This is a genomic window from Streptomyces ficellus (genome assembly GCF_009739905.1).
GTDB classification, from domain to species: Bacteria; Actinomycetota; Actinomycetes; order Streptomycetales; family Streptomycetaceae; genus Streptomyces; species Streptomyces ficellus_A.
The window spans coordinates 4,884,217-4,908,936 of sequence record NZ_CP034279.1 but is presented as its reverse complement, the minus strand read 5'-3'; the positions used below and the strand labels follow the sequence as shown (position 1 = coordinate 4,908,936).

19 protein-coding genes are annotated in these 24,720 nt (G+C 71.7%); 11 read left to right on the top strand and 8 right to left on the bottom strand.

What is annotated here, in order from left to right:
• Positions 1 to 248 precede the first annotated feature (248 nt).
• Positions 249 to 1,361: an acyltransferase family protein gene (locus EIZ62_RS21935; protein WP_156694401.1), complete on the top strand. Its 1,113-nt coding sequence runs from the start codon at positions 249 to 251 to the stop codon at positions 1,359 to 1,361.
• Here EIZ62_RS21935 and EIZ62_RS21930 read toward each other — a convergent pair.
• On the bottom strand, positions 1,348 to 1,797 hold the full coding sequence (locus EIZ62_RS21930) for an HD domain-containing protein (RefSeq protein ID WP_156694400.1): 450 nt from the start codon (positions 1,795 to 1,797) through the stop codon (positions 1,348 to 1,350). The two genes, EIZ62_RS21935 and EIZ62_RS21930, sit on opposite strands and share 14 nt — an antisense overlap.
• Before the next feature lie 9 nt (positions 1,798 to 1,806).
• Entirely contained in the window at positions 1,807 to 2,952 is a 1,146-nt protein-coding gene (locus EIZ62_RS21925; protein WP_156694399.1) for a PP2C family protein-serine/threonine phosphatase, read from the bottom strand.
• Between the two features lie 106 nt (positions 2,953 to 3,058).
• On the opposite strand from EIZ62_RS21925, the gene EIZ62_RS21920 reads away from it, so the two are divergent.
• The gene (locus tag EIZ62_RS21920) at positions 3,059 to 4,288 is read left to right on the top strand and encodes a GNAT family N-acetyltransferase (RefSeq protein ID WP_156694398.1); all 1,230 of its coding nucleotides are present in this window, start codon (positions 3,059 to 3,061) and stop codon (positions 4,286 to 4,288) included.
• Here EIZ62_RS21920 and EIZ62_RS21915 read toward each other — a convergent pair.
• Together EIZ62_RS21915 and EIZ62_RS21910 are read right to left on the bottom strand one after the other, a co-directional pair.
• Positions 4,276 to 5,085 carry an Fpg/Nei family DNA glycosylase gene (locus tag EIZ62_RS21915; protein WP_156694396.1) on the bottom strand — a complete coding sequence of 270 codons (810 nt, stop codon included), beginning with the start codon at positions 5,083 to 5,085 and terminating at the stop codon, positions 4,276 to 4,278. The two genes, EIZ62_RS21920 and EIZ62_RS21915, sit on opposite strands and share 13 nt — an antisense overlap.
• Positions 5,086 to 5,390: 305 nt before the next feature.
• Positions 5,391 to 5,876: a ribose-5-phosphate isomerase gene (locus EIZ62_RS21910; RefSeq protein WP_156694394.1), complete on the bottom strand. Its 486-nt coding sequence runs from the start codon at positions 5,874 to 5,876 to the stop codon at positions 5,391 to 5,393.
• A 150-nt stretch (positions 5,877 to 6,026) separates the two neighbouring features.
• Between EIZ62_RS21910 and EIZ62_RS21905 the strand changes: the two genes are divergently transcribed.
• On the top strand, positions 6,027 to 7,466 hold the full coding sequence (locus EIZ62_RS21905; protein WP_156694392.1) for an amino acid permease: 1,440 nt from the start codon (positions 6,027 to 6,029) through the stop codon (positions 7,464 to 7,466).
• Between the two features lie 89 nt (positions 7,467 to 7,555).
• On the opposite strand, the gene EIZ62_RS21900 is transcribed toward EIZ62_RS21905, so the two are convergent.
• Positions 7,556 to 8,140 carry a biotin transporter BioY gene (locus tag EIZ62_RS21900; RefSeq protein WP_156694390.1) on the bottom strand — a complete coding sequence of 195 codons (585 nt, stop codon included), beginning with the start codon at positions 8,138 to 8,140 and terminating at the stop codon, positions 7,556 to 7,558.
• A 264-nt stretch (positions 8,141 to 8,404) separates the two neighbouring features.
• Here EIZ62_RS21900 and EIZ62_RS21895 point away from each other — a divergent pair, with 264 nt between their 5' ends.
• The 4 genes from EIZ62_RS21895 (at position 8,405) to EIZ62_RS21880 (ending at position 13,234) form a co-directional block, all read left to right on the top strand.
• Positions 8,405 to 9,790 carry an amino acid permease gene (locus tag EIZ62_RS21895; protein WP_156694388.1) on the top strand — a complete coding sequence of 462 codons (1,386 nt, stop codon included), beginning with the start codon at positions 8,405 to 8,407 and terminating at the stop codon, positions 9,788 to 9,790.
• A gap of 159 nt (positions 9,791 to 9,949) precedes the next feature.
• Positions 9,950 to 11,362: an amino acid permease gene (locus EIZ62_RS21890; protein WP_156694387.1), complete on the top strand. Its 1,413-nt coding sequence runs from the start codon at positions 9,950 to 9,952 to the stop codon at positions 11,360 to 11,362.
• 80 nt (positions 11,363 to 11,442) lie between these two features.
• Positions 11,443 to 12,498 (top strand): glycerophosphodiester phosphodiesterase family protein, encoded by a 1,056-nt coding sequence (locus EIZ62_RS21885; RefSeq protein WP_156694385.1) that lies wholly within the window; start codon positions 11,443 to 11,445, stop codon positions 12,496 to 12,498.
• A 91-nt stretch (positions 12,499 to 12,589) separates the two neighbouring features.
• The gene (locus tag EIZ62_RS21880; RefSeq protein ID WP_156694383.1) at positions 12,590 to 13,234 is read left to right on the top strand and encodes a superoxide dismutase; all 645 of its coding nucleotides are present in this window, start codon (positions 12,590 to 12,592) and stop codon (positions 13,232 to 13,234) included.
• A 129-nt stretch (positions 13,235 to 13,363) separates the two neighbouring features.
• Here EIZ62_RS21880 and EIZ62_RS21875 read toward each other — a convergent pair whose 3' ends face one another.
• Positions 13,364 to 14,005 (bottom strand): DsbA family protein, encoded by a 642-nt coding sequence (locus EIZ62_RS21875; protein WP_156694381.1) that lies wholly within the window; start codon positions 14,003 to 14,005, stop codon positions 13,364 to 13,366.
• A 174-nt stretch (positions 14,006 to 14,179) separates the two neighbouring features.
• On the opposite strand from EIZ62_RS21875, the gene pepN reads away from it, so the two are divergent.
• Together pepN and EIZ62_RS21865 are read left to right on the top strand one after the other, a co-directional pair.
• Complete coding sequence (gene pepN, locus EIZ62_RS21870; RefSeq protein WP_156694379.1) at positions 14,180 to 16,729, top strand: aminopeptidase N; 2,550 nt, start codon at positions 14,180 to 14,182, stop codon at positions 16,727 to 16,729.
• A 198-nt stretch (positions 16,730 to 16,927) separates the two neighbouring features.
• A complete protein-coding gene (locus tag EIZ62_RS21865) occupies positions 16,928 to 17,947 on the top strand; it encodes a hypothetical protein (RefSeq protein WP_156694377.1) in 1,020 nt (339 codons plus the stop codon).
• Position 17,948: 1 nt separating this feature from the next.
• On the opposite strand, the gene EIZ62_RS21860 is transcribed toward EIZ62_RS21865, so the two are convergent.
• Both EIZ62_RS21860 and EIZ62_RS21855 read right to left on the bottom strand, forming a co-directional pair.
• Complete coding sequence (locus EIZ62_RS21860; protein WP_156694375.1) at positions 17,949 to 19,115, bottom strand: serine hydrolase domain-containing protein; 1,167 nt, start codon at positions 19,113 to 19,115, stop codon at positions 17,949 to 17,951.
• Positions 19,116 to 19,207: 92 nt separating this feature from the next.
• Entirely contained in the window at positions 19,208 to 19,663 is a 456-nt protein-coding gene (locus EIZ62_RS21855) for an NUDIX hydrolase (protein WP_156694373.1), read from the bottom strand.
• 428 nt (positions 19,664 to 20,091) lie between these two features.
• Between EIZ62_RS21855 and EIZ62_RS21850 the strand changes: the two genes are divergently transcribed.
• Both EIZ62_RS21850 and EIZ62_RS21845 read left to right on the top strand, forming a co-directional pair.
• Positions 20,092 to 23,400 carry a S8 family serine peptidase gene (locus EIZ62_RS21850; RefSeq protein WP_425281835.1) on the top strand — a complete coding sequence of 1,103 codons (3,309 nt, stop codon included), beginning with the start codon at positions 20,092 to 20,094 and terminating at the stop codon, positions 23,398 to 23,400.
• Between the two features lie 210 nt (positions 23,401 to 23,610).
• Positions 23,611 to 24,630: an aspartate-semialdehyde dehydrogenase gene (locus tag EIZ62_RS21845; RefSeq protein WP_156694370.1), complete on the top strand. Its 1,020-nt coding sequence runs from the start codon at positions 23,611 to 23,613 to the stop codon at positions 24,628 to 24,630.
• Positions 24,631 to 24,720 lie beyond the last annotated feature (90 nt).

Sequence of the window (24,720 nt, the reverse complement as noted above, 5' to 3'; positions counted from 1 at the left end):
GCCCGGGCGCGGACGGAAAAACAGACTTCGAATTCAATGTGATCGTTTCACGCCGCATACATATCGGACACAGGAAATTCGCAGCGTGCCCGACAAGTAATTCTCCGTGGACCATGACGGGGCAACATGCCCCAATTAAGGGGGATTAATTGGGGCATAGAGTGCGGTTGCGGGTGGTGTCAGAAACAAATGGCCGAGGCTTCCGGCAGGTTTTACGAATGAGCGGAAGCGTGGCTAGGGTGCCTCAGATGTTCCAGGCTCCGCATGGAAATCAGCAGACCCTGCTCCCACCGGTCGGGGAGCCCGAGACCACCACGAGCCCCCGCCCGGCCGGGGCGGACAGACCAGGCCGGGACGCCTTCTTCGACAACGCCAAGTACCTGGCGATCGTGCTCGTCGCCATGGCGCACGCGTGGGAGCCCGTCATGGACGGCAGCAGGGCGGCCAGGGCGCTCTACATGTTCGTCTACACCTTCCACATGCCGGCGTTCATCGTGATCTCCGGGTACTTCTCGCGGAGCTTCACCGGACGGCCCCACCAGCTGAAACGGCTGGTCAGCGGGATCGTGGTGCCGTACCTGGTGTTCGAGGTGGCGTACTCGCTCTACCGGCGCTGGGCCGGCGGCACCCCCGACCAGGCCATCAGCCTCACCGACCCGATCTACCTCACCTGGTTCCTGATCGCGCTGTTCGTCTGGCGGCTGACCACCCCCCTGTGGCGCTCGATCCGGCATCCGCTGCCCGTCGCCCTGGTCATCGCCGCGCTGGGCTCGCTCACTCCGGGCATCGGCCAGGACCTGGACCTCCAGCGCATCCTCCAGTTCCTGCCGTTCTTCGTGCTGGGCCTGTCCCTGAAGCCCGAGCACTTCGAACTCCTGCGGCGGCGCGCCGTCCGGCTGGCCGCCCTGCCCGTCGCCCTGGGCGCCCTGGCCTTCACGTACTGGATCGCACCGGACATCCGGATGGGCTGGTTCTACCGCTCGACCAGCGCCGAGGAGCTGGACGCGCCCTGGTGGGCGGGTCCGGTCATGACGTTCGCGCTGTTCGGCTGCGCCCTGGTGCTCACCGCGGCCTTCCTCGCCTGGGTGCCGCGCCGGCGGACCTGGTTCACCGTGCTCGGCGCGGGCACCATCTGCGGCTACCTGCTGCACGGGTTCCTGGTGAAGGGCATGGACTACTGGGCGCTCGTCCCCGCCTACCAGCTCGACACGCCCCTCGGGCGGATCGTCGTCACCCTGGTCGCCGCCACCACGGTCACCCTGATGTGCACCCCGCCGGTGCGGCGCGCCCTGCGCTGGGTGACGGAACCGAACATGGACTGGGCGTTCCGCCGCGACGCGGCCGAACTCAGCCGCCGCTGAGCCCCAGCAGCGCCCGCGTCCTCGCGTACTTGGCCCTGAGCCGGTTCCGGGTCGCCTCGTCCAGCACGGCGAGGCGGCCCGGATCCGCGTTGTGGGCCAGGTCGGCCTCCTTGACCAGACGGGCGCCCGGCACCGCCAGCACCCGGGCGGTGTACGCCTCCAGGTCCTCGCCCGGCCGCTTGGTGAGCGCCAGCACCATGTCCTTGACGGCCCGCGGCAGCGCGGCCTCCATGAGCCAGGCCTCCGGCAGCCGGTCGTCCTCCACCGCGTCGTGCAGCCAGGCCGCGGCGACCTGCTCGTCCCCGCCGCCCCGCGCCCGGACCCCCTCGGCCACCGCCTCGAGGTGCTCGGCGTACGGGCGGCCCGCCTTGTCGGTCTGCCCGGCGTGCGCCTCCCGCGCCAGCGCCTCGACCTCGTCCAGCGACAGGTACGTCATGTGTGCCCCCTACGCGTCACGGGTGATGAGCAATAGCGCCCGGTCGTCGTTGACGTCCTTGGCGCACGCCTCGATCAGGTGCCAGGCGGAGCCCTGGAAGCCGGAGGAGACGTACCGGTCGGCCTCGCCGGTGAGCCGGTCGATGCCCTCGGCGATGTCCCGGTCCGCCGCCTCCACCAGGCCGTCGGTGAACAGCATCAGGACGTCCCCCGGCCGCAGCGACCCCTTGACCGGGTGGAACTCTGCGCCGTCGTACACCCCCAGCAGCGGGCCCTCCCCCGCCTTCTCCTCCCACCGGCCGCTGCCCGCGTGCAACTGGAGCGCCGGGAGGTGACCCGCGGACAGCAGCTCGTAGTCCCCGGACTCCAGGTCCAGCACCAGGTGGATGGAGGTCGCGAAGCCCTCGTCCCAGTCCTGGCGCAGCAGGTAGCCGTTGGCCGCCGGCAGGAAGCCGTGCGGCGGCAGCGAGCCGAGCAGCCCGCCGAACGCCCCGGACAGCAGCAGCGCGCGGGAACCCGCGTCCATGCCCTTGCCGGACACGTCGGTCAGGACGACCTCCAGGGAGCGGCCGCCCTGCGTCCTGGCCGCGACGACGAAGTCGCCCGAGAAGGACTGGCCGCCCGCGGGGCGCAGCGCCATCTCCTGGTGCCAGCCCTTCGGCAGCCGCGGCAGGGCGCTCTGCACCCGGATGCGTTCCCGCAGGTCGAACAGCATGGTCCCGCCGCGCCGCCACGGCACGCCGACCCGGGCCCGGAACTGGGCGATCAGCAGACCGAACAGCCCGCACGCGGCCACCACCAGGACCGTGCCGGGCGTGACCCGGCCGGCGGCCCCGGGGTACGGGCCGAGCACGGCCGACTCGACGATCAGGGCGCCGGCGGCCGCCGCGTACAGGGCCAGCAGGCTCGCCGGGCGCAGCAGCAGGCCGCCCGCCACGATGGGCAGGACCAGCGCGGAGGGGGCCGCCCAGACGGGGGTGGTGATGGTGAGGAACGTGATCGCGGGGACCGTGAGCAGCAGGCCCACCAGGGCGATCCAGTCGGAGCCGTCGCCGCGGAAGTAGTCGACGCCGGATTTGCGCAGCCCGACCTTGACCCGGCGGGCGGACTTCCGCATCCGGGCCAGGTACGCGTCCACTCGTGCGCTACGGGCCATTGGCCTGGACCCTATCCACCCGGTGGGGCCCCGTGCAGGGGGACCCCTGTGACATTGCGTTCGAAATTGGGTCGCCGCGCTCACCCGCGCCTGGTACGCATGGCATATGACGACAGACCTACGCGTGCTGCGGCCGGCCGAATGGGACCACTGGTACGGGCAGTTGGAGACGGCGTTCGGGGGTCTGCCGGACTCGCCCCAGGAGCGCGCGCTGTGGCAGGCGCTCACCGAGTGCGAGCGCTCGATCGGTATCTGGGACGGGTCGGTCTGCGTGGGTACGGCCGGGGCGTTCTCCTTCCTGCTGTCGGTGCCGGGCGGTGCCCTGGTGCCCGCGGCGGGCGTGACGATGGTCGGTGTGGTGCCGACGCACCGGCGCCGCGGGATCCTCGCGTCGATGATGCGGCGCCAGCTCGACGACGTCTTCGCGCGGGGCGAGTCCCTGGCCGTGCTGACGGCGTCGGAACCGGCCATCTACGGTCGCTTCGGCTACGGCGTCGCCACCCGGAAGCTGCGCGCGGAGATCGACACGGACCGGGTGCGGCTGTCCGTACCCGACGGGACGGATGACGTAGCCCTGCGGCTCGTGGCGCCCGCCGACGCGAGCGCGGCGTGCGAGGCGGTGTACGCGCGGCTGGTGTCCGAGCGGCCCGGGATGCTCGCCCGCCGCCCCGGCTGGGAGGCGTTGCCGCTGCTGGACCCGCCCGGCAGCCGGGACGGCGCGTCGCGGCTCCAGTGCGTGCTGGCCGAGCGGGACGGCGAGGTCGTCGGGTTCGCCCTGTACAGCACCAAGGTGGAGTGGGAACCGGCCGGGCCGAAGGGCGCGGTGCGGCTGCGGCACATGGGGGCGCTGGACCCGGCCGGGTACGCGGCGGTGTGGCGGTTCCTGTGCGGCATCGACCTGACGTCCACGCTCCAGGTCCACAACCGGCCGGTGGACGACCCCTGGCAGCACCTGGTCTCCGACATCCGCCGCTGCGACCTGCGCGAGCTGGACGCGCTGCACGTGCGCCTGGTGGACGTGCGCGCGGCGCTGGAGGCGCGCACCTACCAGGCCCCGGTGGACGTGGTCCTGGACGTGGAGGACGCCTTCTGCCCCTGGAACACCGGGCGTTGGCGCCTGTCGGGCGACGCGAAGGGCGCGGTGTGCTCCCGTACGGACGACGCCGCGGACCTCGCCCTGTCGGTACGGGAGCTGGGCGCGGCGTACCTGGGCGGGTCGTCCCTGGCGTCACTGGCGGGCGCCGGCCTCGTGCGGGAGGTGCGGCGGGGCGCCCTCGCCGAGGCGTCGCTGGCCTTCGGCTCCACCCTCGCGCCCTGGCTTCCTCACGGCTTCTGACAGCCGGGGCACCAGAACAGGTTGCGGGCGGCGAGTCCGGCGGTACGGATGTCGCCGCCGCAGACGTGGCAGGGCAGGTTGGCCCTGCGGTACACGTACACCTCTCCCCCGTGGTCGTCGACGCGCGGCGGGCGGCCCATCGCCTCGGGGGTGTGCTCGGGGCGCACGGTGTCGATGCGGTTGTTGCGCACGCCCTCGCGCATCAGCGCCACGAGGTCGGCCCACATCGCGTCCCACTCGGCCCGCGTGAGGTCCTTCCCCTGCCGGTAGGGGTCGATGCCGTGCCGGAAGAGGACCTCGGCACGGTAGACGTTGCCGACGCCCGCGATGACCTTCTGGTCCATGAGCAGGGCGGCGACGGTGGTACGGCTCCGGCAGATCCGCCGCCACGCCTTGTCCGGGTCGTCGCCGTCCCGGAGCGGGTCGGGGCCGAGCCGCTCGTGTATCGCGCGCTTCTCCGGCTCGGTGATCAGTGCGCAGGTGGTGGGCCCGCGCAGGTCCATGTACGCGCCGTCGCCGGCGATCCGCAGCCGCACCGTGTCGGTGGGCGGCGGCGCGGGGACGTCCCCGAACCCCACCTTGCCGAACAGCCCGAGGTGGATGTGGACCCAGCCGGTGTCCTCGAAGCCGAGGAACAGGTGCTTGCCGTGGGCGTCCACGCCGTCGAGCACCCGGCCGTCGAGGAGGGCGGCGCTGTCGGAGAACTTGCCCTGGGGGCTGGTGACGCGGACGGGCTGGCCGGCGAAGCGGGTCAGGTGCTCCTCGGCGAGGCGGTGGATCGTATGCCCTTCGGGCATGGGTCTCCTCGGGTGTACGTACGCAAGCCCCGGCCCGCAGTCGGCATCCGGCCGGGGCGGGGCCGTGCAGGGTCGCCCCCGGGGTTGGCGGCGCAGGCGCGGCTCCCCTACGCGTAACCCAAGGCCGCCGGCCCCGAGGAGGCGAGCCCGGAGGGGCCACGCCCCCCACCCACCGGCAGCCAACCGAGCCGCACCGGAGCGAACCGGGAACAGGCACCGCTCCGGTCCCGTTGTGCCCACCCGTCCCGCCCTGCGGGACGATTGCCCACAACGGGTGGGGGTGGGAGCCGCCCTGCGGGACGGGGTCAGGCCTGGGGGTGGTGGGGCGGGATGGGGGGGAGGTCGCCGGTGGTCTCGTAGGCCGAGAGCATCTCGATGCGGCGCGTGTGACGCTCCTCACCCGAGTACGGGGTGTTCAGGAAGGTCTCCACGAACTTCGTGGACTCCTCCACCGTGTGCATCCGCCCGCCGATCGCGACGACGTTGGCGTTGTTGTGCTCGCGGCCCAGCGCCGCCGTCTGCTCGCTCCAGGCGAGCGCCGCCCGCACGCCCTTCACCTTGTTCGCGGCGATCTGCTCGCCGTTGCCGGAGCCGCCGATCACGATGCCCAGGCTGTCCGGGTCGGCCGCGGTCTTCTCGGCCGCGCGGAGGCAGAACGGCGGGTAGTCGTCCTGGGCGTCGTAGATGTGGGGACCGCAGTCGACGGGCTCGTGGCCGTGGGCCTTGAGCCACTCGACGAGGTGGTTCTTGAGTTCGAAGCCGGCATGGTCGGAGCCGAGGTACACGCGCATGGGTCCGAGTGTGGCACGCGCGGGGCCCGGGGCGGGTCGGCGGGGCCCGTCGTATCACGATCCGGAATCGGGTCTTTCGGTGCGTCCGGGTCTCGTGCTTGCATGCACGGGCTCGTAACCCGAGTACCGCACAGACGTTAGGAATCGTCCATGACGACGCAGTCGACCCTCCAGAAGGAAGGCGGAGCAGCCGGGGAACCCGGTACTCCGCAGCCTTCAGACGGTCTCAAGGCCGGACTGAAGAACCGCCACCTTTCCATGATCGCCATTGGTGGAGTGATCGGCGCCGGCCTGTTCGTCGGGTCCTCCGGCGGCATCGCCAAGGCCGGTCCCGCCATCCTCGTGTCGTACCTGCTCGTCGGCGCGATGGTCGTGTTCGTGATGCGGATGCTGGGCGAGATGGCGGCCGCGAGCCCGAACTCGGGCTCGTTCTCCGCGTACGCGGACCGCGCGCTCGGCCGCTGGGCGGGCTTCTCCATCGGCTGGCTGTACTGGTTCTTTTGGGTCGTGGTGCTGGCGGTCGAGGCGACCGCGGGTGCCGTGATCCTGGAGGGGTGGATACCGGCCGTTCCGCAGTGGGCCTGGGCGCTGATCGTGATGGTGGTCCTGACGGCCACCAACCTCGCCTCGGTCTCGTCGTACGGCGAGTTCGAGTTCTGGTTCGCGGGCATCAAGGTCGTCGCCATCGGCGCGTTCGTCGTCATCGGCCTGCTGGCCGTGTTCGGCTTCCTGCCGGGCTCGGACAACCCGGGTGCGGGCTTCGCGCACCTCACGGACGCCGGCGGGTTCATGCCGAACGGCGCGGGCGCCATCCTGACCGGTGTCCTGATGGTCGTCTTCTCCTTCATGGGCAGTGAGATCGTCACGCTGGCCGCCGGCGAGTCCGAGGACCCGCGCCGCGCGGTCACCAAGGCGACGAACAGCGTGATCTGGCGCATCGCCGTGTTCTACCTGGGCTCGATCTTCGTCGTGCTGACGCTGCTGCCGTGGAACGACAAGTCGATCGTGGAGAAGGGCTCGTACGTCGCCGCCCTGGACTCGATCGGCATCGCGCACGCCGGCCAGATCATGAACGTGATCGTGCTGACGGCCGTGCTGTCCTGCCTGAACTCGGGCCTGTACACCGCTTCCCGCATGGCGTTCTCGCTGGGTGAGCGCGGTGACGCGCCGAAGGCCTTCGCCAAGGCCAACGCCAAGGGCGTGCCGACCGCTGCCATCCTGGCCTCGGTGGCGTTCGGCTTCGTGGCCGTCTACTTCAACTACGCGTTCAAGGACACGGTCTTCGACTTCCTGCTCAGTTCGTCCGGCGCGGTCGCCCTGTTCGTGTGGCTGGTCATCTGCTTCACCCAGCTCCGGATGCGCGGGATCCTGATGCGCGAGGCGCCCGAGAAGGTGACGGTGAAGATGTGGCTCTTCCCGTACCTGACGTGGGCGACCGCCGCCATGATCGTCTTCGTGCTGGTGTACATGGTGTTCGACAAGGACAACCGTGAGGTCGTGCTGCTGTCGACGCTGGTCGCGGCCGTCGTGGTGGCCGTCGGTGTGGCCCTCGACCGCGCCCGCAGGGCCAAGGCGCGCGTCTCCGCCTGAATGAACGGCTCGCACCCGTAGGAGCCGAAACGGAAAGGCCCTCCGCGCACAGGACGTGCGCGGAGGGCCTTTCTCTTCACCCGTTCGTGTCAGCCCTTGCGGCCGAGGACCTTCCACGCCGTGGGCAGCAGGCCCATCGCCAGCGCCGCCTTGAGCGCGTCGCCGAGGAGGAAGGGCGTCAGGCCCGCGGCCACGGCCTGGGAGAGCGTCATCCCGGTCGCCAGGGCCAGGTAGGGCACGCCGACCGCGTAGATGATGAGGGAACCGAGCGCCATGGTGGCGGCCGTGCGCGCCACGGAGCGGTCGGCGCCGCGCCGGGCGAGGGCGCCCACGACGGTGGCGGCGAGCAGCATGCCGAGGATGTAGCCGAAGGAGGGCATGCCGTACCCGGACGTGGCCTGGGCGAACCACGGCATGCCGGCCACGCCCGCGACCGTGTACAGCGCGAGGGACAGGAAGCCGCGGCGGGCGCCGAGGGCGGTGCCGACGAGCAGGGCGGCGAACGTCTGGCCGGAGACCGGGACGGGCGAGCCGGGGACCGGCACGGAGATCTGGGCGGCGATACCGGTGAGCACGGCGCCGCCGGCGACGAGCGCGATGTCGCGGACGCGGCTGGACGGCAGCAGGTCGGCGAGGACCACTCCGTGGCGGACGGGGGCGGCGGCTGTGCTCATCGGGGACTCCGGCGGGATGCGGGGGTGGTGCGGGACAGGCTGACCGTAGCCCACGGGTGAACGCCCGATCACCGTCCGCCGACCACAAAGCGGCTGACGGGGCGTTGGTGGGGTTCGAACAAAGAAGGCGGATACACATCGGTCCGCGTGACGCTCGTCACTAGGGAGGCCGAGTGGACGGTCCCTTTTGCGCCACACGGGCGTCTCCGGGGAGACTGTGGGGTCCTTCCAATTACCCAAGAGTCACCTGAGAGTACGAGCGCCATGCACGACGCCCCGTCCCCGCCGCTCGCCCCGGCGCCCGAGCCCCTGTCGCACGGGCTGAAGCAGCGGCATCTGACGATGCTCGGCCTGGGCGGGGTGATCGGTGCCGGGCTGTTCGTGGGCTCGGGCGCCGGGATCGCGGTCGCCGGGCCGGGCATCGTGCTGTCGTACCTGATCGCGGGCGCGCTGGCGATGCTGGTGATGCGGATGCTCGGGGAGATGTCGGCGGCGATGCCCGCGTCGGGCGCCTTCTCGGTGCACGCCGAGCGGGCGCTCGGCCGGTGGGCGGGGTTCTCGGTCGGCTGGCTGTACTGGTTCCTGCTGGTGGTCGTGCTGGCGGTGGAGGCGACGGGTGCGGCGCGGATCGCCAACGGCTGGGTGCCGGGGGTTCCGCAGTGGGCCTGGGTGCTGGTGTTCATGGTGGTGTTCACGGTCGCCAACCTGGCGGCGGTGAAGAACTTCGGTGAGTTCGAGTTCTGGTTCGCGGCGCTGAAGGTCGGCGCGATCGTGCTGTTCCTGGTCCTCGGTGTGCTGGCGATCGGCGGGTGGCTGCCGGACACCGCGCCGGTGGGGCTCGCGAACCTGACCGGCCAGGGCGGGTTCCTGCCCAACGGCTGGGACGGGGTGGTCTCCGGCGTCCTCGCGGTGGTGTTCGCGTTCGGCGGGCTGGAGGTCGTGACGATCGCCGCCGCCGAGTCGCAGGACCCGGCGCGCAACGTGGCGCGGGCGGTGCGCAGCGCGGTGTGGCGCATCCTCCTCTTCTACGTCGGTTCGATGCTGGTCATCGTGACGCTGCTGCCGTGGACGTCGATGGTGCCGGGGCAGAGCCCCTACGTGGCGGTGCTGGACGCGATCGGGGTGCCGGGGGCGGGCCAGATCATGAACGTCGTGGTGTTCGTGGCGCTGCTGTCGGCGCTCAACGCCAATCTGTACGGCTCGTCGCGGATGGTGTTCTCGCTGGCGGAGCGTGGCGAGGCGCCGAAGGGGCTGCTCGCGGTGTCCAGCGGCGGGGTGCCGCGCCGGGCGGTGCTGGCGTCGGTGGCGTTCGGCTTCGTGTCCGTACTGCTGAATCTGAAGTGGCCGGACTCGGTGTTCCTCTACATGCTGAACGCGGTCGGGGCTGTGCTGCTGTTCGTGTGGGGCCTGATCGCGGTGTCGCAGCTGCGGCTGCGGCGGCGGATCGAGCGCGAGGCGCCCGAGCGGCTGACGCTGCCCATGTGGGGCTTCCCGTGGCTGACGTGGGCGGCGCTGGCGGCGATGGCGGCGGTCCTGGTGCTGATGCTGCTGGACGACGGGTCGCGGCCGCAGGTCCTGTGGTCGGCGGCGGCGACCGGGCTGGTGCTGGCGGTGGCGGGGCTGCGGGAGTGGCGCACGTGCCGCTCGTGATGATTGTGTGCCCAATCCTTCACATTGTGTGAGCACGGTGTCCGTATAGCGGGCGGTTGTTCCCTGTGAGCGGTGCGCCCGCCCAGACTGTGGGCCGGCCCCGACTCGTGGGCCACCCACGCATCGCACCCCGTCTCAGCTACGGAACAGGGCACGCCCATGTCTCGGACCTCCGCGCCCGCCGACTCGACGCCGGTCGATCCGGCGCCGGCCGACGCGCCGCTCTCCCACGGCCTCAAGCAACGCCATCTGTCGATGATCGCCCTCGGTGGGGTCATCGGCGCCGGTCTGTTCGTCGGCTCGGGTACCGCCATCGCGGCCGCCGGACCCTCGATCGTCATCGCGTACGCCCTCTCCGGCGCGCTCGTGATGCTGGTGATGCGCATGCTGGGCGAGATGTCGGCGGCCAACCCGGCATCCGGCTCCTTCTCGGTGCACGCCGAGCGGGCCATCGGACCCTGGGCGGGCTTCACGGCGGGCTGGTCGTTCTGGTTCCTGCTGTGCGTGGCCGTGGGCCTGGAGGGCATCGGCGCCGCCAAGATCATGACGGGCTGGTTCCCGGGAACGCCCGAGTGGGCCTGGGTGGCGCTGTTCATGGTGGTCTTCTGCGCCACCAACCTCGCGGCCGTGAAGAACTTCGGCGAGTTCGAGTTCTGGTTCGCCGCCCTCAAGGTCGGCGCGATCGTCGTCTTCCTCGGCATCGGCGCGCTGGCCATCGCGGGCCTGCTGCCCGGCACGGACTCCCCCGGCACGGCGAACCTCACCGACCACGGCGGTTTCCTGCCCAGCGGGTCCGAGGGCCTGATAGTCGGCCTGCTCGCGTCCGTCTTCGCGTACGGCGGTCTGGAGACGGTCACGATCGCGGCGGCCGAGTCGGAGCACCCGGTGCAGGGCGTCGCCAAGGCCGTCCGTACGGCGATGTGGCGGATCGGCGTCTTCTACATCGGCTCGATGGCCGTGGTGGTCACGCTGCTGCCGTGGACCGACGAGGCGGTCGCCGAGAAGGGCCCGTACGTCGCCACGCTGGAACACCTGGACATCCCGTACGCCGGCCAGATCATGAACGTCGTGGTGCTGGTCGCCCTGCTGTCCGCGATGAACGCCAACATCTACGGCGCCTCCCGCATGGCCAACTCGCTGGTGGCCCGCGGGCAGGGCCCGAAGGCCCTCGGCAGGATCTCCGGCGGCGTGCCGCGCATCGCGGTCCTGATGTCGTCGGTGATCGGCTTCGTGTGCGTGCTGCTCAGCTACTGGCGCCCCAACGACGTCTTCCTGTGGCTGCTCAACATGATCGGCGCGATCATCCTGGTCGTCTGGATCTTCATCGCGGTCTCGCAGCTCGTGCTGCGCCGCCGGACGGAGCGCGAGACGCCCGAGAAGCTGGTCGTGCGGATGTGGGCCTACCCGTACCTGACGTACGCGGCGCTGGCGGGCATGGCGGCGGTCTTCGTGCTGATGGCCCGCGAGGAGGGGACGCGGCACCAGCTGTACGCCACGGGCGCGCTGACGCTGGCGCTCGCGGTGGCCGGCTACGTGCTCCAGGTGACCCGCAAGGAGTCCGGCAAGGTCTGACGGTGGCGGTACAGGAGCCCCGGCGCGTCGTGCGCCGGGGCTCCTGGCGTTCGCGGCCCGGGGGCCTACCGTCCGGGCCCATGAGACGTCGCTCGGTACTCCTCGCGGCGGCCGCGACCGCCGCCGCCTCCCCGCCCGCCACCGCGTCCGCCCGCGCCGGGGCCGCCGGCCGGTGCCCGCTCGTGATCGGGCACCGGGGCGCCGCGGGCTGGCGCCCCGAACACACGGCCGCCTCATACACCTTCGCCGTCGAGACCGGCGCCGACTGGATCGAGCCGGACCTCGTCGCCACCCGGGACCACCACCTGGTGGTACGCCACGAGAACGAGATCTCCGGCACCACGGACGTCGCCCGCCACCCCGAGTTCGCCGGGCGCCGCACCACGAAGACCGTCGACGGGCGGACCGTCACCGGCTGGTTCACCGAGGACTTCACGCTCGCGGAACTGCGGACCCTGCGGGCGGTCGAGCGCCTGCCCCTGGTACGGAACAGGAACACCGTCTTCGACGGGCACCAGCGGGTGCTCACCTTCCAGGAGGTCGTCGATCTGGCGCGGCGGCTGTCGAGGCGCCACGGCCGGACCGTCACGGTCTTCCCCGAGACCAAGCACCCCACGTACTTCCGCGAGATCGGCCTGCCCCTGGAGCCGGTCCTCGCCGCGTCCGTCCGCCGCGGCCGGCCGGGGCCGCACGAGTGCGTGATCCAGTCCTTCGAGCCGTCCAGCCTGCTGCGGCTCGCCGCAGAGCGCCTCGGCGTCCCCCTGTGGCAGGCCCTCGGTACGGCGGGCGGCCCGTACGGGCACCCGATGACGTACCGGGACATGGCGACCCCGGCCGGGCTGCGCGCGATCGCCGGCTACGCGCACTGGATCGGCCCCGACAAGTCGTCCCTGGTGGCGCCCTCGACCCTGCTCGCGGACGCGCACGCCGCGGGGCTGAGGGTCGGCGCGTACACCTTCCGCGCCGAGAACCGGTACCTGCCGCCCGAGCTGCGTCGCGGTACCGACCCGGACGCCTTCGGGGACGCCTTCGCCGAGTACGCCCGGCACTTCGCGCTGGGCGTCGACGCCGTGGTGACGGACTTCCCGGACCTGGCGGTGATCGCCCGGGACGCGCGCCCTAGGACGAAGGGCTGATCAATTCCGGCCCGACCTGCTGCTAGCCTGCACTTGCATATCGTTCGCAATAAGCATCGCTCGCAAGAAGCAGCAGTCGGAGGGCTCGGACATGGCGATCTACACACTTCCTGAACTTCCGTACGACTACGCGGAGCTCGAGCCGGTCATCAACCCGCAGATCATCGAGCTGCACCACGACAAGCACCACGCCGCCTACGTCAAGGGCGCGAACGACACCCTGGAGCAGCTGGAGGAGGCCCGGGACAAGGAGGCGTGGGGGTCGATCAACGGCCTGGAGAAGAACCTCGCGTTCCACCTCTCCGGCCACATCCTGCACTCCATCTACTGGCACAACATGACCGGCAAGTCGAACGGCGGCGGTGGCGAACCGCTGGCGGCCGACGGTGTCGGTGAGCTCGCCGACGCGATCTCCGCCTCCTTCGGCTCCTTCGCCAAGTTCAAGGCCCAGCTCACCAAGGCCGCCGCGACCACCCAGGGCTCGGGCTGGGGCGTCCTGGCGTACGAGCCGGTCAGCGGCCGCCTCATCGTCGAGCAGGTCTACGACCACCAGGGCAACGTCGGCCAGGGCTCGGTGCCGATCCTGGTGTTCGACGCCTGGGAGCACGCCTTCTACCTCCAGTACAAGAACCAGAAGGTGGACTTCATCGACGCGATGTGGGAGGTCGTCAACTGGCAGGACGTGGCCAAGCGCTACTCCGAGGCCAAGGACCGCACGCCGCTGATCACCCCCTGACCCGGGTGCCCTGAAACGCCCTGCTCGTGATCGTCTTCTCAACCTTCACGGGGCAGGCGGATGAAGGAAGGCCCCCTGCGAGGACGTGACTCGCGGGGGGCCTTCTGTGCGCGCGGCGGGCGCGCCCGGTTACAGGTTGCTGAAGTCCGGGCCCTGGGTGCGGCTGCGCTTGAGCTCGTAGAAGCCGGGCACCGACGCCACCAGCAGCGTGCCGTCCCACAGGCGGGCCGCCTCCTCGCCCTTGGGCGCGGGGGTGACGACCGGGCCGAAGAAGGCGATCTGCTCGCCGTCCGGGCCGGGCACCGCGATGACCGGGGTGCCGACGTCCTGGCCCACCTTGCTGATGCCCTCGTGGTGCGAGGCGCGCAGCTCGGCGTCGTAGGTGTCCTTCTCGGCGTACTCGGCGAGGGAGACGGGCAGGCCCACGTCCTCCAGGGCCGCGCGGACCGCCGAGACGGTCGGGCCCTCGCCCTTGTTGTGGAACCGGGTGCCGAGCGCGGTGTAGAGCTTGCCGACCACCTCGTCGCCGTGCAGCTGCTGGGCGGCCACGACGACCCGCACCGGCCCCCATGCCTGGGTCTCCAGCATCTCCCGGTACTCCGCCGGAAGCTCGTCCAGCTTGTCCTCGTTGAGGACGGCGAGGCTCATCACGTGCCAGCGGACGTCCACCGGGCGGACCTTCTCGACCTCCAGCATCCAGCGGGACGTCATCCACGCCCACGGGCACAGCGGGTCGAACCAGAAGTCGGCGGTGGTCCTGCTCTCGGACATGTCTCTCCTCGTCGTCTGCACTCGCGGGGTCGGGCCGTGCTCGTCCCCGGCCACAACGTCCCCGGCCGCCGGCGCATTCCCCAGGCGTGCCCAGGTGTGCCCGGGTGTCCCCGCGTGTCAGTGCCGCATGGCAGGATCACTGCTGTCCAGACGAGCCACGAAGGAGTGCCGCCCGTGCCCGGTGAGAATCTGTCCCGCGACGAGGCCCGCGAGCGGGCCGAGCTCTTGTCCGTCGACGGGTACGAGGTCGCGCTCGACCTGCGGTCGGCCGTCGGGGGGAGCGAGTCGCAGCGGCGGACGTTCCGTTCGGTGACGACCATCCGGTTCCGGTGCGCCGCGCCCGGTTCGGCCACGTTCGTGGACCTGATCGCCCCCTCGGTGACCGCCGTGACGCTCAACGGGCGGGAGCTGGACCCGGCGGCCGTCTTCGACGGTTCCCGGATCGCGCTGGACGGTCTCGCCGAGGAGAACGTGCTGGTGGTGGACGCCCAGTGCGCCTACAGCCGCACCGGTGAGGGGCTGCACCGCTTCGTCGACCCGGAGGACGGCGAGGTCTACCTCTACACGCAGTACGAGCCGGCCGACGCGCGGCGGGTGTTCGCCAACTTCGAACAGCCCGACCTGAAGGCGCCGTTCCGGTTCGAGGTGACGGCCCCCGAGGCCTGGTCGGTGTGGAGCAACGGCGCGGAGGAGTCGCGCGACGGCGAGGTCCGGCGGTTCGCCGAGACGGCGCCCATCTCGACGTACATCACCTGTGTCGTGGCCGGTCCGTACCACTACGTGACGGACACCTACCGGCGCGGCGGACTGGAGATCCCGCTGGGCGCGATGTGCCGCCGCAGCCTGGCCCGGCACTTCGACGCGGACGACGTCTTCCTGGTCACCAAGCAGGGCTTCGACTTCTTCCACGACAACTTCGACTACCCGTACCCCTTCGGGAAGTACGACCAGGCCTTCGTGCCCGAGTACAACCTGGGCGCCATGGAGAACCCGGGCATGGTGACCTTCCGCGAGGAGTACATCTACCGGGGCAAGGTGACGCAGGCGGCGTACGAGCGCCGGGCCAACGTCATCCTGCACGAGATGGCGCACATGTGGTTCGGCGACCTCGTCACCATGAAGTGGTGGGACGACCTGTGGCTCAAGGAGTCCTTCGCGGACTTCATGGGGTCCTTCTCGCTCGCGGAGGCGACCCGGTTCACCAACAGCTGGGTGACCTTCGCCAACAACCGCAAGGCGTGGGCGTACCGGGCGGACCAGCTGCCGTCGACACATCCCGTCACGGCCGACATCCGTGACCTGGAGGACGCCAAGCTGAACTTCGACGGCATCACCTACGCCAAGGGCGCGGCGGTGCTCAAGCAGCTGGTGGCCTACGCGGGCCGGGACGCGTTCCTGGAGGGCGCCCGCCGGTACTTCAAGCGGCACGCGTACGGCAACACCCGCCTGGACGACCTGCTGTCGGTGCTGGAGGAGACGTCCGGGCGGGACATGCGGGCCTGGTCGCGGTCCTGGCTGGAGACCTCCGGCGTCAACGTGCTGACGCCGGAGGTGACGTACGGCGCGGACGGCCGGGTCGCGGAGCTGGCCGTGCTCCAGGAGGGCGCGGAGCTGCGCCCGCACCGGGTGGCGGTGGGCCTGTACCGGCTGACCCCGGACGGCGAGCCGGTGAGGTACGCCCGCGCGGAGGTGGACGTCACCGGTGGGCGGACCGTCGTGGCGGAGCTGGCGGGGGCCGAGCGCCCGGCGCTCGTGCTGGTCAACGACGACGACCTCACGTACTGCAAGGTGCGCTTCGACGAGGTCTCGCTGGCCACGCTGCGGGGGCACCTGGGCGACCTGAAGGACCCGCTGGCGCGGGCGCTGTGCTGGTCCGCCCTGTGGAACCTGACGCGTGACGGGCTGTTGCCGGCCCGGGAGTTCGTGTCCCTGGTGCTGGCCTTCGCCGGGCGCGAGTCGGAGATCGGTGTGCTCCAGATGCTGCACGCCTGGGCGCGGTCGGCGCTGGTGCACTACGCGTCGCCGCGGTGGCGCGAGGAGGGCGGACGGCTGCTCGCCGAGGGTGCCCTGCGGGAGCTGCGGGCGGCCGAGCCGGGCAGTGAGCAGCAGCTGACGTGGGCGCGGTTCTTCGCGTCGGCGGCGGCGGACGACGCGCACTTCCAGCTCCTCGAGGGGCTGCTGGCGGGCACGGCGGCGATCGACGGGCTGGACGTGGACCAGGAGCTGCGGTGGTCGTTCCTGGAGCCGCTGGCCGCGCACGGCCGGGCGGACGAGACGGTGATCGCGGCGGAGCTGGCGCGGGACGACACGGCCTCGGGCAAGCGCCACCAGGTGCGCTGCCTGGCGGCCCGCCCGTCCCCGGCCGTCAAGGCGCAGGCGTGGGCGCAGGTCGTCGAGTCGGACGCGCTGTCGAACGCGCTGGTGGAGGCGGTGATCGCGGGCTTCGGCCAGCCGTCGCAGCGGGCGCTGACCGCTCCGTACGCGCCGAAGTACTTCGCCGCGATCGAGCGGGTGTGGGCCGAGCGGTCGATCCAGATCGGCATGGACGTGGTGCGGGGGCTGTTCCCGTCCCTCCAGGACGACCCGGCCACCCTGGAGGCGGCCGACGCCTGGCTCGCCGCGCACGAGTCGGCCGCCCCGGCGCTGCGCCGGCTGGTCCTGGAGTCCCGGGACGACCTGGCCCGCGCCCTGCGCGCCCAGGCCTGCGACGCGGCGGCGGGCTGACCCGGGGCCCGCGCCGGGGGTGCGTCCGTTCCCGTACCGAACAGCGGTCCGGGAACGGGTCGCGGTGCAGGTCGGGGCCGTGATCGGGGTCGCTGATCGGCACTCGAACGTCCGTACTTTAGGACGGGGTTGTCCCGGATTGTCGACGGGCGTGTAACAGCGGTTAGCGAGGGGCCCGTTGACGGGAACCCCCGGGGCATGACGAACACCCCGCTCTCCCCCCGCCCCCTGTCCCACCTCGCCACCGACCGGCGCCGGGTGCTGTCCGCCGCGCAGTTGCGGGCGCACGGCGTGTCCGCCGCCGAGGCCGGCGCCCAGTGCCGGCCCGGCGGCCCCTGGCAGCAGTTCCTGCCGGGCGTGTACCTGCTGCACCCCGGGCCGCCCACCAGCGAGGAGCGGCTGCAGGCCGCCCTGCTGTACGCCGACCGGCAACCGCAGCAGCCGCAGCCGCACCGGCAGGCCCGGCCGCCGGCGGTCGAGGCGATGGTCACCGGACAGGCGGCACTCGCGCTGTACCGGTTCGCGTCGGCCCCGGCGCTGCCGGCGCTGGACCGCATCGACGTCCTCGTCCCGCGCACCCGGCGGCTGCGGTCCACCGGCTGCGTACGGATCGTGCGCACGCCGGAGCTGCCCAGGCCGCTGGAGGTCACCGGCGTCGCGGTCGCCCCGGTGGCCCGCGCCCTGGCGGACGCCGTCGCGCAGCTCGGTGACGCCCATACCGTGCGCCGGCTGCTGACCGAGGCCGTGCGCGGCGGCCACTGCGAACCGGCGGCGGTGGTGCGCGAGTTGAACGCGGCGCGGCTGCTGACGCGGCCGCACGTGGTGGACGCGGTCGACACGCTGCTCGCCGAGGGGCGGGTGCTGGCGGAGGACAGGCTGTACGAGATGGTGCGGTCGTACGGCCTGCCGGAGCCCCTGTGGAACGTCGACCTCCGGCTGCCGGGCGGCCCGCACCTCGGCGGTGTGGACGCGTACTGGCCCGACCACGCCGTCGCCGTCGAGCTCGACACCCGGTCGCCGCGCCAGGACGACGACACCGACTGGTCGGAGAGCACCCGCAAGCGCGAGCAGCTGGAGCGGCTCGGCATCACCGTCGTCCACATCACGCCCCGGAAGCTGCGGGACGCCCTGGAGCAGCAGTCGATCGTGGTGCGCACCGCGCTGATGGCGGCCGGGGACCGCGCCCCGGCCGCCTACGTGGTGGTGCTGCCCCGGTAGGTCAGCCGCAGAACTCCGCCTCGACGACCGCGTGGGTGTCGCCCGCCCAGTCGCCGTTGACGTTCAGCGCCAGCGAGTGCTTCCCGTCGCGGGTGGCCACCACGTCCGAGCCGGACCCGTGGATGCCGCCGCCGTGGCCCCACGCCTCCTCGCCGCAGCTCAGCTTCCGCACCATCACCCCGAGGCCGTAGCGGACGCCCGGCGCGTCCGCGCCCACCGGGACGGTGGCGGTCAGCTCCTTCATCTGCCGGGGTGGCAGCAGCCGGCCCGTGAGCAGCGCCCGGACGAAGCGCTGGAGGTCGGCGGAGTCGGAGACCATCTCGCCGGCGGCCCAGGCGACGGACGGGTTCAGCTCGGTGACGTCGTGGACGGGTGCGCCGGGTTCCCGGCCGAGGGTGGAGTAGGCCCGGCCGCTGGGCGCGGGCATCCTCGGGTCGATGCCGGGCACGCTGGTGGCGCGCAGGCCGAGCGGCTTCAGGACGCGGCGTTCGACCTCCTTGCCGTAGGGCCGTCCGGTGACCTTCTCGATGACCAGGCCGGCCAGCACGTAGTTGGTGTTGGAGTAGCTCCAGCCGGTGCCGGGGGCGAAGTCCGGTGCGTGGCGCATGGCGATGTCCACCAGGTGGCGCGGGGCCCAGGTGTCATAACGGTGTTCCAGGAAGCCGGAGCCGAGGACCTTGTCCTGGAAGCCGGGGTCGGAGGTGACGTCGTAGACGCCGCTGGTGTGGTTGAGCAGTTGGCGGAGCGTGATCTTCCGGCCGTCGTGGCCGTTGCCCCGGACCACGCCGGGCAGCCGGCGCTCGACCGTGTCGTCGAGGTCCAGTCTGCCCTCGGCCTCCAGTTGCAGGACGACGGTGGCGACGAACGGCTTGGTGATGGAGCCGACGCGGTAGCGGTCCCGGGGGTGGCGGGGGGCGCCGGTGGTGCGGTCGGCGACGCCGGCGCTGCCGTTCCAGGTGCCGTGCCGGTCCTGCGCCTGGGCGAGCGCGCCGGGCACGCCGTCCCGGACGAGCGCCTCGACGGCCGCCCGGGTGGCCCGGTGCCGGTCCCCGGTCCCGTCCGGGGTCCGGTCGCCGGTCCGTTCACCGGCCATGGCGGGCGCGGCGAAGGCGGTGGCGGCGAGCGCGCCCGCCACCAGGGCCGCGGGCAGCTTCTTCCGTACGGACATGTCGGAGTTCCCCTCTGCGCGACGTGCTCTCACGGGGCAGGACTCCCGGGGCACGAGGCGCAGTTGCGTGCTTCGTTCGGGTTGAGCGTGTTTCAGCCGTTCTGCACGAGCCGCCCCGCAGCGGGCCGCTCACGCCACAGCCGCAGCCCGGTGTCGACCAGCCCGACGCGTACGAGCGAGGGGACGGCGTCCAGCGGGTACCAGGCGGCCAGGTCGGTGGAGCCGCCCACCTCGGGGCGCAGTTCACCGCCGGTCACGCGGGCCTCGTAGAGGACGCGCAGGGCCTGGAAGTCGGAGCCGCCGCCGAGGCGGCCGGTGCGGCGGCGCCGTACCGAGTCGACTCCGAGGAGGGCCGTCACCTCGGCAAGGTAGCCGGTCTCCTCCTCGACTTCCCGCACGACGGTGTCGAAGGGGTCCTCCCCGTGGTCCATGCCGCCGCCGGGCAGGGTCCATTCCGCCGTTCCGTCGTCGGCGAAGCCGCGGGCCAGCAGAACCTGTCCGTCGCGTACGCACACGGCGTAGGCCGCCACCCTCAACCTCTGCTTCATGCACCGAGGTTAGTCGGCCGGGGACGACCCGGCACAGAGGCTTCCGGAACGCACGAGAAGCACGAGAAGCACGTAAAGGTATCGACCCATGCATGCCCGGAATGGCCGGTTGGCCGCCGACCGGTTGGCGGTCGACGCCCGCCACACGCGTCTCGGTGACCTGAGGATCGAGGTGGTGGCGCCGGACGGCACCGCGCAACGTCGGGGACGGCGGGCGCCGGCGAGGAGGCGGAAAGGTGAACGCTGAATCATTTATGGGGTGTTGAGTCCCGGTTCGTTCCCCTTGGCGGAGTGCCCGCGGTGGCGGGTCTCCGCCATGGCCCGATCCCGGCTCCGGCAGCCCTCCACAAAACACCTCCGCGTGCGAAAGGGTGAGCGGTCATCCGGCTCCGAATTCCGGACTGTCTCTTTCACATACAGGGATGCTGATGACCACGCTCGACTCCCAGGGCTCCATATCGGGGAGCCCGACCCCCGGGCACAGACGGGCGGCCCGCGTGGCCGCCGCCGCCGGCCTGGTGGCCGCGCTCGTCGCGGCCGGTACCGCCCCGGTGTTCGCCGCCGACCCGGCGGACCCCGCACCCCCCAAGCCCGCCCCCTCGTCCGCCGCCGCGGACAAGCTGGGCGCGGCCGACACCGAGCGGCTGGCCGAGGCGGAGGCGGCGGGGAAGAAGACCGTCACCGTCATGGTGGCCACCGCGCCGGGCCAGACCGAGCAGGTCGCCGCGCAGCTCGACGGCGTCACGGGCGCCACCCTCGGCACGACGTACGACAAGCTCGGTTACGTCCGCGCCACCCTGCCGACCGCGAAGGCCGAGTCGGCGCTCACCGCGGCCGCGAAGCTGCCCTCCGTCAAGGGCATCGACCTCCAGTACGAGATCGAGCTGGACGACCCGTCGCCCGACGCGGGCCAGTCCGCCGCGCGGGGCGCCACCGGCACCAAGGGCGCCGACCGCGGCCCGGGCGCCAGGACCCCGGCGAAGAACCCGTACAACCCGTCCCACGAGACGGGCGCGGTCGACTTCGTCAAGAAGTACCCCAAGGCCGACGGCCGGGGCGTGACCATCGGCATCCTCGACTCCGGTGTCGACCTGGACCACCCGGCGCTGCAGAGGACCACCACCGGCGAGCGGAAGATCACCGACTGGGTGACCGCCACCGACCCGGTCGCCGACGGGGACGGCACGTGGCGCAGGATGAACGTCGCCGTGGAGGGGCCGACGTTCACCGCGGACGGCCGCACCTACCGGGCCCCGGCGGGCAAGCACGCCTACAGCCGGTTCGCCGAGGCGGTCACCAAGGGCGGTGACATGGCCGGTGACCTCAACCGGGACGGTGACACCACCGACGCCTGGGGCGTGCTGTACGACGCCGCGGCCGGCACCGTCCGGGTCGACCTGAACGACAACGCCGACTTCACCGACGACGCCGCGATGAAGCCGTACAAGGACGGCTTCCAGACCGGCCACTTCGGCACGGACGACCCGGCCACCCCGGTGGCCGAGCGCATCCCGTTCGTGGTGGAGATCCGCAAGGACGTCGAGTACAACGCGAACGGCGACAAGGCCGACTACGTCAACATCGGCGTCGTCAACTCCGACCACGGCTCGCACGTCGCCGGCATCACGGCCGCGCACGGGCTGTTCGGCGGGAAGATGGACGGCGCCGCCCCCGGCGCGAAGCTCGTCTCCTCGCGCGCGTGCACCTGGTCGGGCGGCTGCACCAACACCGCCCTGACCGAGGGCATGGCCGACCTCGTGATCAACCGCGGCGTGGACATCGTCAACATGTCCATCGGCGGTCTGCCGGCGCTCAACTCCGGCGACAACGCGCGCGCCGAGCTGTACGGCCGGCTGATCGACACCTACGGCGTCCAGCTGGTCATCTCGGCCGGCAACGAGGGCCCCGGCGTCAACACCATCGGCGACCCCGGCCTGGCCGACAAGGTCCTGTCGGTCGGCGCGGCCATCTCCCGGGACACCTGGAAGGCCAACTACAACTCGGTCGTCGCGAAGAAGTACGCGATGTTCCCGTTCTCCTCGCGCGGCCCGCGCGAGGACGGCGGCTTCACGCCGTCGATCTCCGCGCCCGGCTCCGCGGTCAACACCATCCCGCTGTGGATGGCCGGTGCCGGCGTGCCGGAGACCGACTACCAGCTGCCCGCCGGGTACGGGATGCTCAACGGCACCTCGATGTCCTCGCCGCAGGCGGCGGGCGCGAGCGCGCTGCTGATCTCGGCCGCGAAGCAGCAGCGGATCGAGCTGTCGCCGCTGACCCTGCGCACCGCGCTGACCAGCACCGCGAACCGGATCCACGGGGTCGCCGCGCACGAGCAGGGCGCGGGCCTGATCGACGTCGTGGACGCCTGGAAGTCCATCCGGAAGGGCGCGACCGCGCACGAGTACAAGGTCGCCGCCCCCGTCGACACCGCGCTGGACCAGCACCTGAAGAAGCCCGGCACGGGCATCTACGACCGTGAGGGCGGTCTGAAGGCCGGCCAGAAGAAGGTCTACGACGTCCAGATCACCCGCACGACGGGCCCGGACCGGCCGGTCGAGCACGAGCTGGACCTGAAGTACGACGACGGCACGTTCCGCATCCTCGGCGACGACGAGGTGGACCTGCCGCTGAACAAGCCGGTCACCGTCAAGGTGCAGGCGAGGCCCGGCTCCGCGGGCGTGCACAGCGCGATCCTGGAGGCGGACGACGAGGACACCGAGGGCGTCGACAAGCAGATCATGGCCACCGTGGTCGTCTCCCACGAGCTGGCGAAGCCGTCGCACACCTTCTCGGCGCGCGGCAGCGTCCAGCGCAACAGCCACATGTCGTACTTCGTGACCGTGCCGCAGGGCGCCAAGGCGCTGGAGGTGGCGATCGGCGGGCTGAAGGAGAAGAGCCAGACCCGGTTCATCGCCATCCACCCGTACGGTGTGGCCGTCGAGGACACCGCGTCCAACCTGTGCTACCCGCACTACAACCCGGCCAACACCTGCCGCCCGGACGTGCGCTCGTACGCCGACCCGGCGCCGGGCGTCTGGGAGATCGAGGTCGAGTCGCGGCGTACGTCGCCGGACCTGAACAACCCGTACGAGCTGGACGTCACCCTGCTGGGCGCGGCCTTCGACCCGGCCGTGCAGACGGTCACGGAGGCGAAGGCCGGCACGCCGGCCGCGGTCGGCTGGAAGGTCACCAACACGTTCGCGGCGATCGACGGCAGGCTGAAGGGCGGCCCGCTCGGTTCCGCGAAGGTCGCCACGCCGACGATCGCGAACCACGAGTCGCAGACCAGCACGGTGACGGTCGGCGAGGGTGTCGAGCGGCTGGACGTGGCGATCGGCAACACCTCCGACAAGGGTGCCGACCTCGACCTGACCGTCCTGAAGGACGGCAAGGTCGTGGGCACGTCCGCGGACGGCGACTCGGAGGAGTCGGTCTCCCTGGTCAAGCCCGCCGCCGGTACGTACACGGTCGTCGTCGACGGGTACGCGGTGCCGTCCGGGTCGACCACGTACGACTACAAGGACGTGTACTTCTCGTCCTCGCTCGGCACGATCAAGGTCGACGAGTCGAAGCCGGTGAAGCTGGCGAGCGGTGCGTCCGCGCAGGTCGCGGCGGAGGTGCTGGTGAACGGCGCGGCCCCCGAGGGCCGGCGGTTCTTCGGCGAGGTGTCGCTGCTGACGGCGCGCGGCACGGCCGCGGGCTCGGGCAGCGTCGTGATCGAGAAGGTCACGCCGTAACGCCGTACGCACGGTGAGTGAGGGCGGGCGTCCGGACCGGGCGCCCGCCCTTCCGCGTTCCCCCTCGTCCCGCCGCCCGTGCCGCCCGCTCGGCTGGCGTGCTGCTTCTCACGTCGCGGACAATGAATTGGACAAGCCGGACCTGGTGATACGCATCATGGGGGCGGCAGCCAGGCCGCCAGGCCCGCAAGCACGTACGGAGGAACCCCTGTGAAGGTCGGAATCGTCGGAGCCACCGGTCAGGTCGGCACGGTCATGCGCAAGATCCTTGCCGAGCGTAATTTTCCGGTGGACGAGCTGCGACTCTTCGCCTCCGCCCGTTCGGCGGGCACGGTCCTGGACGGCGTGACCGTCGAGGACGCCTCGACGGCCGACTACACCGGCCTGGACATCGTGCTCTTCTCGGCCGGCGGCGCCACCTCGAAGGCGCTCGCCGAGAAGGTCGCCTCCCAGGGCCCCGTGGTGATCGACAACTCCTCCGCCTGGCGCCGGGACCCCGAGGTGCCGCTGGTGGTGTCCGAGGTGAACCCGCACGCGATCAAGGACCGCCCCAAGGGGATCATCGCCAACCCGAACTGCACCACCATGGCCGCCATGCCGGTGCTGAAGCCGCTGCACCAGGAGGCGGGCCTGACCGCCCTGGTCGCCACCACCTACCAGGCGGTCTCCGGCTCGGGTCTGGCGGGCGTCGCGGAGCTGGACGGCCAGGTCAAGGCCGTCGCGGACAAGGCCGCCGAGCTCACCCACGACGGTGAGGCCGTGGCGTACCCGGAGCCGGGCGTCTACAAGCGCCCCATCGCCTTCAACGTGCTGCCGCTGGCCGGTGCGATCGTCGACGACGGCTCGTTCGAGACGGACGAGGAGCAGAAGCTCCGCAACGAGTCCCGCAAGATCCTGGAGATCCCGGACCTCAAGGTCTCCGGCACCTGTGTGCGCGTCCCGGTCTTCTCCGGCCACTCCCTCCAGGTCAACGTCCGCTTCGAGCGCCCGATCGGCGTGGAGCGCGCCTACGAGCTGCTGAAGGACGCCGAGGGCGTGGAGCTCTCCGACATCCCGACCCCGCTCCAGGCGGCCGGCAAGGACGTCTCCTACGTGGGCCGGATCCGGGTCGACGAGACCGTCGAGAACGGCCTGGCGCTGTTCCTGTCGGGCGACAACCTGCGCAAGGGCGCGGCGCTGAACGCCGTGCAGATCGCGGAGCTGGTGGCCGAGGAGCTCAAGGGCGCCTGACCCGCCCGCCCGCGCCCGAGGTCCGCGAAGGGGCCGCCCCGCCGAAACGGTGGGGCGGCCCCTTGGCGTACGTGGAAGGATGACCGCAAA

Excerpts from the sequence above, each read along its gene's own strand:
- EIZ62_RS21890 (WP_156694387.1), top strand. The coding sequence starts at position 9,950 with ATGTCTCGGACCTCCGCGCCCGCCGACTCGACGCCGGTCGATCCGGCG.
- EIZ62_RS21855 (WP_156694373.1), bottom strand. The coding sequence starts at position 19,663 with ATGAAGCAGAGGTTGAGGGTGGCGGCCTACGCCGTGTGCGTACGCGAC.
- EIZ62_RS21930 (WP_156694400.1), bottom strand. The coding sequence starts at position 1,797 with ATGACGTACCTGTCGCTGGACGAGGTCGAGGCGCTGGCGCGGGAGGCG.
- EIZ62_RS21905 (WP_156694392.1), top strand. The coding sequence starts at position 6,027 with ATGACGACGCAGTCGACCCTCCAGAAGGAAGGCGGAGCAGCCGGGGAA.
- EIZ62_RS21900 (WP_156694390.1), bottom strand. The coding sequence starts at position 8,140 with ATGAGCACAGCCGCCGCCCCCGTCCGCCACGGAGTGGTCCTCGCCGAC.
- EIZ62_RS21860 (WP_156694375.1), bottom strand. The coding sequence starts at position 19,115 with ATGTCCGTACGGAAGAAGCTGCCCGCGGCCCTGGTGGCGGGCGCGCTC.
- EIZ62_RS21875 (WP_156694381.1), bottom strand. The coding sequence starts at position 14,005 with ATGTCCGAGAGCAGGACCACCGCCGACTTCTGGTTCGACCCGCTGTGC.
- EIZ62_RS21925 (WP_156694399.1), bottom strand. The coding sequence starts at position 2,952 with ATGGCCCGTAGCGCACGAGTGGACGCGTACCTGGCCCGGATGCGGAAG.
- EIZ62_RS21880 (WP_156694383.1), top strand. The coding sequence starts at position 12,590 with ATGGCGATCTACACACTTCCTGAACTTCCGTACGACTACGCGGAGCTC.
- EIZ62_RS21910 (WP_156694394.1), bottom strand. The coding sequence starts at position 5,876 with ATGCGCGTGTACCTCGGCTCCGACCATGCCGGCTTCGAACTCAAGAAC.
- EIZ62_RS21865 (WP_156694377.1), top strand. The coding sequence starts at position 16,928 with ATGACGAACACCCCGCTCTCCCCCCGCCCCCTGTCCCACCTCGCCACC.
- EIZ62_RS21920 (WP_156694398.1), top strand. The coding sequence starts at position 3,059 with ATGACGACAGACCTACGCGTGCTGCGGCCGGCCGAATGGGACCACTGG.
- EIZ62_RS21885 (WP_156694385.1), top strand. The coding sequence starts at position 11,443 with ATGAGACGTCGCTCGGTACTCCTCGCGGCGGCCGCGACCGCCGCCGCC.
- EIZ62_RS21915 (WP_156694396.1), bottom strand. The coding sequence starts at position 5,085 with ATGCCCGAAGGGCATACGATCCACCGCCTCGCCGAGGAGCACCTGACC.
- EIZ62_RS21935 (WP_156694401.1), top strand. The coding sequence starts at position 249 with ATGTTCCAGGCTCCGCATGGAAATCAGCAGACCCTGCTCCCACCGGTC.
- EIZ62_RS21895 (WP_156694388.1), top strand. The coding sequence starts at position 8,405 with ATGCACGACGCCCCGTCCCCGCCGCTCGCCCCGGCGCCCGAGCCCCTG.
- EIZ62_RS21850 (WP_425281835.1), top strand. The coding sequence starts at position 20,092 with ATGACCACGCTCGACTCCCAGGGCTCCATATCGGGGAGCCCGACCCCC.